The sequence below is a fragment of the Microbulbifer harenosus genome, from assembly GCF_005771435.1.
Taxonomy (GTDB): Bacteria; Pseudomonadota; Gammaproteobacteria; order Pseudomonadales; family Cellvibrionaceae; genus Microbulbifer; species Microbulbifer harenosus.
Window position 1 is genome coordinate 186,931 of sequence record NZ_VANI01000006.1, and the last position, 13,176, is coordinate 200,106.

Sequence of the window (13,176 nt, forward strand, 5' to 3'; positions counted from 1 at the left end):
GGATGGATATTGCACGCGAATCTTTTACCGTAAATGTGCCCTTTGTCCGCCACGCAGTTGCGCCTCGTAATACTGGGCCTCTTGCATATTCCCCTGCTCACGGTTGAGAGAGATCAGCAACTGCAGAATGTCAGGATCGCCGGGAAAGCGCTTCAGGGCGGCCTGCTGATACACAATCGCCGCATCCGGCCGACCGACGGAATTGAGGGCAACACCATACACATACGCATAGCGCGACGAAGTACTCTGGCTGTCCGCGGACTGACGTAAAAACTCCAGTGCATCCGCCATTCGTTGCTGGCGCACCAGAGAAAGGCCCAGGGCGTGCTGCAACGGCGCCTTGTCGATTGCCCCCTCCAGCGCACTGCGCAATAGCTCTTCACCCCGCTGTTCACGACCGCTACTGCGGTAAAGGTCGGCGAGGTTGACCAGTGCAGGCGTGTAATACGGTGCGCGTTGCACTGCCAGGTGGAGCAGTGACTCCGCGGCAGATATATTCCCTTCGCGCCCGCGCAGCCCTGCCAGATTCAACAGGCTCTCCGGACGGTCACCGTTGAATTCGGCAGCGGCAACATAATCCGCCAATGCCCTGTCGAAGCGCTGCCCCACCGACTCCGGGTAGGCATCCATCGGTGCACCGGCAATCGCATTCGCGGCGAGCGATGCAATGACCCGCTCATCTTCATACAGCAGTGGAATGGCCAGCGCCGGACGCACCTGTTGCGGAATCTGGTCGAGAGCTTGCGCCAACCCCAGATGCAGCAGTGCATTGTCTCCCTGCGCGATGATCTGCAGCAGCTGTGCGGACTGGCGGGAGAGATAACGGGGCAGCAGCGAGATGGCGGTGGCTCGCACGATGTCGGGCTGGGACTCGTCCATGATCAATGCCTGTAGCGGTTGATCGGCACCGGGAACACCTGCGCGTCCGGCGTGGATTACCTCACCATAGTGGGGCTCCGGTGCGCCAAATTTTCTCTCAAGGATGTCCGCCGCCCAGATACTCGGGCGATCCGTATGGCATCCATTGCAGGCATTGGGCGAGCCAATCTTCTCCGATAAATCTGGGCGAGGCACGCGGAAACTGTGGTCGCGGCGCGCATCCACCTGCATATAAACTTTCTCGGGCATATGGCAATTGACGCACTGGGCGCCCTCGCTACCCGCAGAATGCAGATGATGCTCAGTCGCATCGAATTTCGATGGTAGGTGGCACTGGGCGCAGATAGCATTGCCCTCCGCACGTAGTTTTAGGCTGTGGGGGTCGTGGCAGTTGCTGCAGGTGACGCCGGCGTCGTGCATTTTACTCTGCGCAAACGAGCCCCACACGTAGACTTCGTCTTTAATCTGGCCATCCGCGTAATAGAGATCTTCACTCAGCAGCGCCGGGTGAAAGAAATCGAGAAAGTCGTCTTTTGGCCTGACGCCGGGATGCTGGGTGCCGCGACGGGAGTGGCACTGGGCACAAATGGAAATTTCTTTCTGGGTCTGCTTCGCGGAACCGACCTTGAGATATGCGATGCCATTTTCCGCATTCATTTGCCAGCCTGTCTGCTGGCGTTCAGCGTTGGAAATCTCCAGGCCGCGGTCGGGTTCCGCCTTGCGCCTCTCCTCACTCAAGCCGGCCCACTTCACATGTTGCGAACCAGGACCGTGACAGGATTCACAACCCACATTGAGCTCCGACCAGCGGGTAGCGAAGGTCCCCGAAGCCATGTCGTAATTCTTTTGCAAATTCGTGGAGTGGCAGTCGGCACACTGGAAGTTCCAGTTCTGATTGATACCCGTCCAGTGCAGCGGATCTCCGGGTTTGATTTCCTCATCTGGATAGAGATGGAACCATCGTTGCCCACCCGCTTCTTTCGGGCGGGAATCCCAAGAGATGCTCAGTGCCTGCAGGCGGCCACCGGGAAACGCAATAAGATACTGCTGCAAGGGGTAGATACCAAAGGTGTAGGCAATGGGAAACTCCTGTAGCTCACCGTTGGCTCCATCGGTGCGCACGAAGTATTTTCCGTCGCGCCGGTAAAAAGTAGACTCGGTGCCGAAGTAGTTGAACGTTGCATTCTCGAAGTTGCCCACCACGCTTTGCGAATCCGGCGTTTTCATGGCCAGATCATGGTGAGATTTCTGCCAACTTTTAAAGGCACGCTGATGACAGTTGGCACAGGTTTCCGCGCCTACATAACCGGTATTGGCATCATCCACGTGCGCCGACGGTGATTCGCTCTTACTTGTCTGACGGTGCGTACGCTCTTCTTGGCCCTGAGCTCGATTGGGTTCCGGAGATGTCGCGGTATTAATCGCAGAGGGGGAACTAACCGGAACACCAGTTGTTGGCGAAGCATTTCGGTCGCAGACGCCAACTAAAACGCAGAGCAGCAGGATACGTAAACTCGGGTGCATGGACTCACCAACGCTCAGGCGCCAACCGCATGAGGGACCGGCCTGCAGTTATAGATTATTCCTGGTTGTTGCCCAGGTGCATAAAGTAAAGCCCAGTAACGCGCCGTGCGCAATGAGAAAAAGCCCGCCGCCATAACCGCGCGGCGGGGTTCAGTGTGTCTGGCTATCGGCAATCAGTTTCCAGAGGGCAAGGGAAGGTTTACACCATTTTTTTCCAGGTTTTCGCGGACATATTTTAAGCGCTGATACTGCGTGAGGGTGATCGGACCACTGTAACTCTCACTCTGCAGTTTTCGCGGCGGATACTTCACGTAAGTTTTCATCAGAGCACTGATCGCATCGTTGAATACAACCATGGTCCAGGTGTGCTCGGTATAGTTATTCATGAATACGTCGTAGCGTTCCTGCGGGTCCTGCCACAAGTCGAAGATCTGCGGCACGGTGGCCACATACTTTTGCGGCCCCTTCCAGCCGAGGTTGCTATCAACCGCCAGCCCGCCGGTGTGCGCACCGTCGTCCCCTCGCAAATTAAACACGGCCTTGTAATTGCCGACCCGCGCGGCGCCGGGAGTCAGCTCATCTTCGGTGAAGTAAAACCAGGAGTCGCGTGTACTCTTTCCGTTTCCGAACAACACCGGTGACATGTCGATACTGTCGAAATAGATCGGAGCGCCACCGCGGTCTTCTTTGGGCAATTCCAAACCTGCCAACGCCGCAAAGGTAGCCATCAGGTCCAGGCCACCGAGAATATCGTGATTGCGAATGCCTGGGGCAATGTAACCGGGCCAAACGGCGATAGCCGGCACGCGGTTGCCCCCCTCACGTACTGTACCTTTGGTGCCACGCAGTGGTGTATAACCAGCATCCGGGTATACATCCTGCCAAGCGCCGTTGTCGGTGGTATAAAATACCAAAGTGTTTTTATCCAGGCCCAGTTCGCGCAACTTGTTCATTACATTGCCGATATGCGCGTCCAGCTCCACCAGCGAATCGGCGTATTTGGTTTTCGACATCGACTTATGTTTAAACTCCGGTGCAGGCAGATTTGGCTGGTGCACCTTCATGAAGTTGATATTGATAAAGAAAGGCTGCTCGGGGTTTCTCGCCGCCTCCTCAAGAAATCTGATCCCAGAGCGCTCAATATAGCTGTCCAAAAAAGGCAAACCCACAACACCTTTGTCCGGGGTGTTGACATACTCACCGTTGACCTTCCAATCTTCACGCGGCTTTTCACCGGCCAGCCCAGACATGGAACCTTTGGTCACATCGTTGAACATCTTGCGCAGCTTCGGATCCATATCCGGAAACCACTCGGGATCGCCATAGGTGTACGCATTGGCGTGATACAGGAACGCGTGTTCCATTACATCGTAACCCTGGGCATTCGGCAGTGCATAGTCGGATTCGCCCAGGTGCCACTTGCCGGTGAAATAGGTTTTATAACCCGCCTTTTTTAGCACTGACCCCAGAGTCCATTCCTCCTTCGGCAGGCCACCGCCTTGCCCCTGAAATGCCACCGTGGTCATGCCGCTGCGATTGGGAATGCGTCCGGTCTGCATGGCCGCGCGGCCGGGAGTACAACTGGGTTGCGCGTAGAACGAGAAAAAGGTCATGCCATCTGCCGCCATCCGGTCAATATTCGGTGTGGGCATACCGCGCCCGACACCACCGCCGTAGGGACCGAGGTCACCAAAGCCGGTGTCGTCGGAAACGATCAGCAGGATATTGGGTTTGGTGCCGGCGGGGTTCACTGCCGGCTTCGAAAGTGTGGCCTGAGGGGGAATGGTTGGTGTCACTGGCGGGCGATTGATGTCCCCATCCTGTTGCGTGTTGGCAACGGCCTGCTCGACGCCTGGCAGCCGTACTTGGGCTTCCTCATCTTTCTCACTGCAACCTGCCAGTACCAGTAATAACGTCAATACAGTTACATAGATACGCATAGACACCCCATTTCAGCGTTTTATCACTGCGGATCCATTCACCCATTTACAGGCGGAAAAAATAACAACACCGGGAAATATGGAGAACTCCGCTTGCCAACCATAGGTAAAAATTTGGAGGCATGAGTGCAGATACATGCCATTCTGGATACGATCATTCAAGGTACCGGCCGGTACGCACCGTAGGATCCAGGGCCGCGGAGAGTTAAACAGGCGTCTTGCGCCGCCCTGCTAGCCGGCGGCAATATTCTGGAGAAGTCAGCAAGGAGTGACACGTCACCAGATGCGGTAAAGATCAAAACCTGGGATTCAGATTCCGCTACCCATAGCCTCTGGAAAACTAACACCCACAATTCACTGAAATGAACATTGCGAACTAGAGTTTAGGTAGCGTCAAATTCAGATAAGCACCTCACCAAAGTACTCAGGGGAATCTTATGTATATTCGGTACAAGCTGCGCCTGTTGCTCGCAGCCGGGCTCTTGCTACTTACCTCCGCTTTCAGCGTCGCCGATCCACTGAGTTCCTGGAATGACAGTGACAGCAAAAAGGCCATCATCCGTTTTGTGGAAAAAGTCACTCGCAAAGATTCACCCGACTTTATTCCAGAAAGTCAGCGCATCGCGACTTTTGACAACGACGGCACACTGTGGGCGGAACAACCGGTCTATTTCCAGCTGATCTATGCCCTGGATCAGGTTAAGAAGATGGCACCGAAGCATCCGGAATGGAAAACTCAGGAGCCATTCGCTTCCGTACTCAGGGGCGACACCCAAAAAGTCATGGCGAGTGGCAAGGAAGGATTAATGAAGATCCTCGCTGCCACCCACGCGAATATGACCGCGGAAGAATTTCACGCAAACGTCAGCGACTGGCTTAAAACCGCCCGTCACCCGAAAACCAATCGGCCCTACAACGAGATGATCTACCAGCCCATGCTAGAGCTACTGGATTATCTGCGCGCCAATGGTTTCAAGACATTCATCGTCTCCGGTGGTGGCGTGGATTTTATGCGGGTCTTCGCAGAGCAGACCTATGGCATTCCACCTGATCAGGTGGTTGGATCAAGTATCAAAGCCAAATACGAAGTCCGCGATGGCACACCGGCGATCATCAAACTGCCCGAGATCAACCTGATCGACGACAAGGAGGGCAAGCCTGTGGGCATTCATCAATACATTGGACAGCGTCCCAGTTTTGCCTTCGGCAATTCCGATGGGGATTACCAGATGCTCGAATGGACCACAGCGGGAACCGGCGCCCGCCTCGGTCTGTTACTGCACCACACCGACGCCAAACGGGAGTGGGCCTACGATCGCGATTCTCACATCGGCCAACTGAGCAAAGGCCTGGATGACGCCGCTAAAAAAGGCTGGACCGTGGTCGACATGAAGAACGACTGGAAAGTAGTCTTCCCATCCCCGCGATAGGTACTAAGGCTGTAGCCACTTCCGGAGCGGATAGAACAGCTGGCCGACAAAACCACGCGGCAAACGCACCGTTGTACCGTACTCCGCAGGCCAGTGCTTATCCGGCATATGATAGGTATTGAAAAGCCGATCAAAAATTACCGTGTGCGCGGAATAGTTGGTGTCAATTGCCGGCTTTTCGGAACTGTGGTGCCAGTGGTGAAATTGAGGTGTAACCAGGAGATACTTCAGCGGCCCGAAGCGCAGGTTCACATTAGAGTGGATGAGTACCGCCTGCAGCGCAGCAAAAGTGACGTAAATATCCAGTGCCGCTTTGTCTGCCCCCAACAAATACAGTGGGATCATCACCATTGCGCGTTCGGAAAACACCTGCACAAAGTGACCGCGGGAGCCCGCCAACCAGTCCATCTGCTCCACCGAGTGATGCACCGCATGTACCGGCCACAACCCGCGTACCTCGTGATACAGGCGGTGCTCCCAATACAGCACAAAATCCGCGCACAATACAATCAGCACCACCTGCAACCATACAGGCATCGACTGCACTGTCGTCTGCACCGATTCGCTGAGGGCCCAGTGGAAATGACTCGCATGAAAGTTGGCGTAAATCAGGATCGCCGATATCATCAGGTGGTTGAAGCAGAAGTAAAACAGATCCAGGCCCCACTCGCTGCGCAATATCACCTGATTGCGATATTTGGGGAACAGCTTCTCCAATGTCATGAACACACCGACCGAGCCGAGAAACGCAAGAATCAGCCAGTCCACGCCAAGTGACATCCGCACAGGCTCCACCGGTCCTACGGGAATGTCGTAGCCTCCCAGGGCAAAGCCGGTCAGAGTAAGACCGATACCACAGGCTCCAAGCCGCTTGTGGCGATTAAGCACAAACGTAAGCGCACCAAGGAACAGTGAGAAGTACATGCCGTATTTGAGGATCTGTTGCAAAAACTCAGCATCATACGCCTGACGCAATTCGATAGTGGTCAGATAGGCGGGATAACGGTAAGCGAGCACAGCCAGCAAACATAAGAGCCCCAATGCCACGCTGGCATAGGCACTGATTTTTCCCTCGCCGAGCCGAAATTCCCGGCTCCGATCCAGCGCCACCCTGCGCTTGCGGTACTGGTACCCTGTTTCCACTGACAGACTCTCCTTGTGCCACGCCCCTTGAATTTAGCGCGCAATACTACCGAAAACCGGCTTGGTGTTTCCAGCGCCAATGGCTATAGTCCACCTCGCTTTCGCAATGAGTGAGTTTCCGCGCCATGAATTTGACCCGCAAATGGATAATCGGGCTGCTGCTCGGCCTTTTTACCGCTTCCTCCACTGCTACCGGTTATCAGCCAGTGCCCACCACCTGTGACGGCCCACCAAAGCTGCCGGTGGGAACCATGCCAGGAACCTGCCTTGGCCTTGTGGCGGACGCCAGTATTGGCGCGGCATTTGTCAAACCTCGAAAAGCTCTGGAGATTCCACAGCACCGGCAGATACTGGTCACCGACATGGGGGGCTGGAACCCACACAGGGGAATCCTGTGGTTGCTGGAATTTGCCGACGACCGCTACAGCCAGTTACTGACCGCGCGCAAACTCGCCACCGGGCTCAATCTTCCACACGACATCAAACTCGGGCCAGACGGCTTGATTTATCTGGGGGAGGCACATCGCATCACTCGATTCCGTGTGCGAGATGATGAAATAGCCGATCAGGAAACGGCTGTCGAATCGCTCCCCTACTCGGCCGGGGACCATCTGCACCCCCTGACCAGTTTTGTCTTCCTCCCAAACGGGGATCTGTTAGTCAACGCGGGCTCGAAAACGGACGATTGTAAGCTCAGCGCAGACAAGCAGGCCTGCGAAGAAGCCACTTCCGTCGGCCTCCGTCACTATCGCTATATCCCTGAAGGCAATCGCTGGGAAAGCGCGTTCTCTATGTACGCCACCGGCCTGCGCAATTCCATGGCGCTAGTCGTGCATCCCAGCGGCACGATACTGCAAGGGGAAAACAGTGCGGATTTTCATGATCCCGAGGAACCATACGAGGAAATCAACGTTATTCAGGCCGGCGGTTTTTATGGCTGGCCTTTCTGCTTTAACAGGACACTGAGCGCAAAAGAAGTTGCGGCGGGCTGCACCCGCCCGGATTACATCCAACCATACAGTCTGATGCCGCCCCATGTGGCCCCCCTGGATATGATCTATTACAGCGCCGACCTGTTGCCCAAACTCAAAGGTCACCTGCTCGTCAGCTGGCACGGCTACCGTGTAGTGGGTAACCGGGTCGTCAGCTATCCCACCTCTCCAGAAGGCCTGCCGCTGCTGCAGCCCAGCGTCACCTTCAACCGCGACCCCATCCCGCCCGCGCAGAAATTCACATCCCATGCTATGGCGCCACGTGGTGGCTCCCATGCCGATGCGCAGCATACCGAAGTCATTGGGCAGTGGAATCAGGTCGAAAACCTGCGTCCTGAAGGCGCTCCGGTCGGGTTATTGCAACTGCAGGATGGCGCCTTACTGATTGTCGACGACAAAAACAGGGCCGTGTTGCGACTGTCCCGCGGTGAACCCTACATGGCAATGGAGAATATTCAGGCCGCTGCGGCACATGCCATCCCCCGTGTGAATGACGTCCAGCTCGCAGAGGAGCCGCGGCGGGTGCTGCTGACACACTGCGCCGGCTGCCACCAGGAACTGCAGCATACACCCGGTACATTGTTAAGTCCGGAGGGCCGCTGGCTGCAAATGGCCGACGGTGTAACCCTGCTGGAACACAAGCTCACCAGCGAAAGCGGATTCATGCCACCGACCGGCAGATTGGATAAGCGCGATATCACCACAATACTGAGCGCGCTCAGCCAATCAGACTGAATTCACCAGCGCAGCTGAACTCAGGAGAGGCCCAACATCACACTCAGGCGCAACCCACTTTATATCGGCTTTTGCACACATCTCCACCAAACCGACTTGGAGGTGTGCGCAAAGCGGATTGAATATCGAATGAACTTGAGCGGTCTGTCAGAACACAAAACCACCAGTATGACTAATGGTGTTGAAGAACATTGATGAGTTTGCCAAATGGGTCGCGAACATAAAAGCGGCGCACGCCCCAGGGTTCGCTTTCCGGCCCATATTCTACGGATATCCCAAGCTCCTTGGCCTTTCGGAGCGCAGCAGATAGATCATCGACCTCGATGGATAAGTCGGGAACCGCCGTGCCCGAGCCACCTTCCGACGCTACGCTGACTTGCAACGTCATTTTTTCACTGGAGCCGAAGGTTTTGATCCAGCCATGATCCATCAGGATATCAAGACCGAGAAACTTCCCATAAAACGCTTCGGCCTTTTCCAGATCTTTGCTATCTATATTGGTGACAATCCGACGAACTTTCACTGTACCCCCAAGGATATTCTTTGTGTTCTAACGCCCAACTACAGGGCGAAGTTGTACCGCGAGGCGCGGAAAAGCCGCGCTCCCTGCGCAGCGAAGATAGCCGTTGCTAGTTAGGTTGACCCAACCTCTTGACAGCCCTTTCTAGCGACTATAAATACCGATTCATGGCTAGCCTGCCATTCTCGCTCAATAGTAAAACCTGAATTCAGCAACTTGGAAATAAGCTGACTTTTTGATAAGCGACTGACATAAGGTGCTAAACGGAGAAGCTGCATGCCAGAGACCAACCATTGATAAAAAATACTTATCTCCGCTAATAGCGAAGTGCTTGATATAAATACTCCATCATGTTTTAGCAGCCCATGAATTTTATCAATCGCCCCGTCTACATCTTCCAGAAGATGTAGCACATTTAACCCGAGAACAGCGTCAAAACTTCCATTCCTTAACGCCAAGCTGTCGAGCGTTCCCTGCTGAAAAACAATGTTCTTTACTCCGGCTTCGACCGCTTTTCTATGTGCCGCGTCTATCATGTTTTCAGATATATCTGTAGCAAGGACATGTTTCACATGAGGAGCATGAAAAATCGCGGTGGCGCCACTGCCGCAGCCAAACTCCAACACATTCCAATCCGACCTCAGGAACTCTTGAGTAATGGCCAGTTTCCGCTGATATGTAGCTTCATTTTTAATGGGGCTTTTAATATATTTTTCAGCAGATTCTTCCCAAAACTGTTTTGAATCCTTCATGATTCATACATTCCAAAATTACTCTTGAGGGCTACGATTCACGTCAACTCTAAAAATCGGTTTTTACTGAGCAGCTTGAATGCGCGATTGAACCTGGCGACCCCAAGAATGATAGCGCCACTCATATCCTGATTTCCGCGATTTTATCATCCAGCTTCTTTCAACGCAGAACTCGGTGACGCCGCGGCGTTTATTTGGGTGGCAGGGAATTGGCAAACTCTGCGCCTTTGGTTACCCAGCCATCCAGGTTTTCGGCGATAGCATCCTCTTCAACATACACCATGCCCTTTAACGGCCTGCCCGTGTAATCCATGGGACGGGTATACCGCTCACTCAGGGCATTGTCGTAGTTTTCCGGACCCACACGCACCATCAACTCTTCACCGACGACGCCACAGGCCATATTGCCATTCAGCATGAATGCTAGACCGCCGAACATCTGCTTTTCAGTCAGGCCTTCTTTTTCCTGTAGCAAGTCGCGAACCTTTTCCACCAACTCTTCGCTGTAACTCATGGTGCTCTCCTTTTTAATTCATCCCTGGATTTTCAATTAGTCGCAAACTATTCATAACAGCACGAGGCGCGGAATAAAACGCGCTCCAAACGGCTGAGGGTTAATCCAGTTCTTCTGAACCGATTCTAAGTAAAAGAGGGGAAACAGCGCCTCGGCAGGCGCACTGCACGGCGGGATCTGTGGGCTGATGTACTCAGCCAGTGATTGTAAAATGGCTGCCATACGTAAAAATTTATTGCCGTTATTGATTAAAGTGTAGCAAGGAATACAAGATTTGCCCGCCTAACTGAAACAAGACACCACAAAAACCACCTCAAGAACATTTGCGCGCCACCAGCTAGAAGCGGTTATGGAAACTCCTTCGTACTAGCGGAGCTATTCTCTTGCTCAAAATACAACCAGCCTCTAAATCCAAGCGTACCTATACAGGTGTCAACTTATCGTGGGTAAGACCAGTATAAAAAGTCGCTACTAATTGCAGCTTTGTAGTTGATTGTTTTCTGGTAGCGCAGCGTTACAAAAATAACTGTGCTTTGAGGCATGCTCTATTGTGCTGATCGTTTAAGTAATAGATGTAGCCGGCCACAAAAAATAGAATTAAAACTATGAAAAACTATTCTCAGAATATCAGCTCTGAACCTACCACATATAACCTCACGCTCAGTGGAAAATTTATAGCACAGCAATAAATTCTCCCAAAAGCAGGACTTTGTTCAACGATCTGATTTGGCCGATGGGATATACCGAAGTAAACATTAATCCACCCAGCCAATGGCATCGAAAAACAGCTTCCTAAGATGTCAGGAATCGTACTGCGCGACCGGTTCAACCTTTATTGGTGGCTCTCGAAGAGCGAGCTTCCGTGCTATTGCGGGAATCTCCGGATCCGCGAGAAAACCCTCGTAGTCTTCTTGTGCCCAGTCGAAAAACACCCATACCCGATGGTCGTCATCAGGGTCCCGGACGACATAAGCACCCTTGCACCCGTGTTCCCTTCTCTTCTTGACCCCCTCGTTTGAAAAAGTCCGCATGAATTGATCGAAGTCTGTAACGTTGGAGATGGTGACAATCACTGCGCTTCTCTATGGTGAGGCATTGGTGAAAGGTCCTGGTGCGAGCATAAGTCGAGACAATCCAAGATGGTGAGGTGATGCTGCTATTCTGTCAGCGGTATATCCTTGGTCATTCGGCCTAAACACCGCCGGCAGGGGCAACCTGCAGAACAAACGTCCTCCTCCAACAATTTGTTATGCGGCGCCGTTACTTCACCCTAATCTGCGGAGTACTGTGCAAAGACCTCAGCCCCGGTTAGATTCTTGGTCTTTTCCGCAAACGAATAAAACGAAGGCTTCTGATCAATAAATATCTGCTCCGCGAATGTCCACTGATCACCACCGTCAAACAGTCCAACAGGAATAGCGTAGTGTCTCTCCTGCTTTAGCCGGTAAAACAAATGGGTGCCACATTTTTGACAAAATCCGCGTTCGGCCCATTCCGAAGAACTGAAGATAGATATGTATTCAGCGCCCTCAAAATGCACATCACTTTCACACTCAGCTGCAAAAAGAGGACCACCGCCCCATTTTCGACACATCGAGCAGTGACAAGCACCAACACTATTGTTTTTTGTCTTGGCTGAGATGCGGACTACACCGCAAAGGCAGCTTCCCCTAAGCGCTGATTCAGACCCCATACCTTTCTCCTCAAGATGTATAACGCTGCGTTCAGCCGCGGACAATTGTTGGCGTTTTATGCGCACCGCAGCGACCGCGTATACAGTGCTAAAACTTGATACTAAGTGCTTCGCGGCTAGGATTTTCCGTAGCTGCTCACTCTCTTGATTACTACACATTTTGCACTTGTAAATTCTATGAAGTGGCAAAAGTGAAGTATCTTGCCTTTCTTATCTTGGACATGCCCATTTGCTGCCCCGGATTTTCCATGTGAAATTACGTGGTCAATTTTTACTAGAGTAACGTCCTTTCCACACCGTTGAATATGAGATCGAAGGCTATCTCCTTCCATTACACTTCTATCCGCGAGTTCCCAGACAGCGCCGTCAGATAGAACTTCACCAAGAAACTCCAAATCACCAGTTTCCAATGCAACGGTTATTTTCTCAACAAACTGATTTTTTGGAGAATTACCGCAATCTTTACTTCCTATAATTTCGACCATGCTCTAGATTCCTGGTTGCAACTAGCGCCGCAATCAGACGCAGTTTACCTTGTGTGCTTTTTGCACGAAAAATGGGAACGCAGCGACCGCGCAAAAGGTGAGCAAATTAAGCTTTCCCACGGATGGCCAAAGGTCCGGAGTAAATTTCCCGGTCTTGTTATGAGCTTTGCTTCCGCGCCTTTTTATTTTCACGTCTTTTTCGCCATTGGATAGAAAATGACTTTAGCTTACCACGCAAGCCATTGAATTGAGGCTTACCTGGTATGTTTAGTTTACGCCAGTAAATTAATGCTAAAACTAGCTGTACAAGAAGTAGAACCAACCATACAAGTGCTTCCACTAATAGGATCAAGAAGGGTGCCGCTACTTCCGCCGCTGGTGTAATAAGTGCCGCTAGCACTTCAACAACAGTCATAATCAATGCCATGACTGCCTCTGCAATTAACTCCACGAAAGCTACCAACTCCTCTTAACTCGCCGAGTAGCCAGGAGCCGTCACCGACTCCCGGCCCTCTAAGAACCGTACGTGCGGGTTTCCTCGCATACGGCTCAAGCCCCTCAAAGGCTCT

At 52.8% G+C, this 13,176-nt stretch carries 12 protein-coding genes; 2 read left to right on the forward strand and 10 right to left on the reverse strand.

Annotated features, from left to right (window positions below):
• Positions 1 to 24: 24 nt before the first annotated feature.
• Together FDY93_RS06555 and FDY93_RS06560 are read right to left on the reverse strand one after the other, a co-directional pair.
• A complete protein-coding gene (locus tag FDY93_RS06555; RefSeq protein ID WP_138234936.1) occupies positions 25 to 2,403 on the reverse strand; it encodes a multiheme c-type cytochrome in 2,379 nt (792 codons plus the stop codon).
• A gap of 173 nt (positions 2,404 to 2,576) precedes the next feature.
• Positions 2,577 to 4,343, reverse strand: a complete 1,767-nt coding sequence (locus tag FDY93_RS06560) for an arylsulfatase (protein ID WP_220446116.1) — start codon at positions 4,341 to 4,343, stop codon at positions 2,577 to 2,579.
• Positions 4,344 to 4,780: 437 nt separating this feature from the next.
• On the opposite strand from FDY93_RS06560, the gene FDY93_RS06565 reads away from it, so the two are divergent.
• Positions 4,781 to 5,773: an HAD family hydrolase gene (locus FDY93_RS06565; protein WP_138234937.1), complete on the forward strand. Its 993-nt coding sequence runs from the start codon at positions 4,781 to 4,783 to the stop codon at positions 5,771 to 5,773.
• Positions 5,774 to 5,776: 3 nt separating this feature from the next.
• Here the strand turns inward: FDY93_RS06565 and FDY93_RS06570 are convergent, their stop codons facing one another.
• Positions 5,777 to 6,916 carry a sterol desaturase family protein gene (locus FDY93_RS06570; RefSeq protein ID WP_138234938.1) on the reverse strand — a complete coding sequence of 380 codons (1,140 nt, stop codon included), beginning with the start codon at positions 6,914 to 6,916 and terminating at the stop codon, positions 5,777 to 5,779.
• Between the two features lie 125 nt (positions 6,917 to 7,041).
• On the opposite strand from FDY93_RS06570, the gene FDY93_RS06575 reads away from it, so the two are divergent.
• Positions 7,042 to 8,643, forward strand: a complete 1,602-nt coding sequence (locus FDY93_RS06575; RefSeq protein ID WP_138234939.1) for a PQQ-dependent sugar dehydrogenase — start codon at positions 7,042 to 7,044, stop codon at positions 8,641 to 8,643.
• A 172-nt stretch (positions 8,644 to 8,815) separates the two neighbouring features.
• Here FDY93_RS06575 and FDY93_RS06580 read toward each other — a convergent pair whose 3' ends face one another.
• From FDY93_RS06580 to FDY93_RS06610, 7 genes are all read right to left on the reverse strand, one after another.
• Positions 8,816 to 9,166 (reverse strand): VOC family protein, encoded by a 351-nt coding sequence (locus FDY93_RS06580; protein WP_138234940.1) that lies wholly within the window; start codon positions 9,164 to 9,166, stop codon positions 8,816 to 8,818.
• Between the two features lie 110 nt (positions 9,167 to 9,276).
• Positions 9,277 to 9,915: a class I SAM-dependent methyltransferase gene (locus FDY93_RS06585; protein WP_138234941.1), complete on the reverse strand. Its 639-nt coding sequence runs from the start codon at positions 9,913 to 9,915 to the stop codon at positions 9,277 to 9,279.
• A gap of 190 nt (positions 9,916 to 10,105) precedes the next feature.
• Positions 10,106 to 10,429, reverse strand: coding sequence for a TfoX/Sxy family protein (locus FDY93_RS06590; RefSeq protein WP_138234942.1), 324 nt, complete (start codon positions 10,427 to 10,429; stop codon positions 10,106 to 10,108).
• Between the two features lie 800 nt (positions 10,430 to 11,229).
• The gene (locus FDY93_RS06595; RefSeq protein WP_138234943.1) at positions 11,230 to 11,502 is read right to left on the reverse strand and encodes an antibiotic biosynthesis monooxygenase family protein; all 273 of its coding nucleotides are present in this window, start codon (positions 11,500 to 11,502) and stop codon (positions 11,230 to 11,232) included.
• Positions 11,503 to 11,699: 197 nt separating this feature from the next.
• Positions 11,700 to 12,122 carry a GFA family protein gene (locus FDY93_RS06600; protein ID WP_138234944.1) on the reverse strand — a complete coding sequence of 141 codons (423 nt, stop codon included), beginning with the start codon at positions 12,120 to 12,122 and terminating at the stop codon, positions 11,700 to 11,702.
• Between the two features lie 116 nt (positions 12,123 to 12,238).
• On the reverse strand, positions 12,239 to 12,607 hold the full coding sequence (locus tag FDY93_RS06605) for a nuclear transport factor 2-like protein (protein ID WP_138234945.1): 369 nt from the start codon (positions 12,605 to 12,607) through the stop codon (positions 12,239 to 12,241).
• Between the two features lie 157 nt (positions 12,608 to 12,764).
• Positions 12,765 to 13,058 carry a hypothetical protein gene (locus tag FDY93_RS06610; protein WP_138234946.1) on the reverse strand — a complete coding sequence of 98 codons (294 nt, stop codon included), beginning with the start codon at positions 13,056 to 13,058 and terminating at the stop codon, positions 12,765 to 12,767.
• Positions 13,059 to 13,176: the final 118 nt, after the last annotated feature.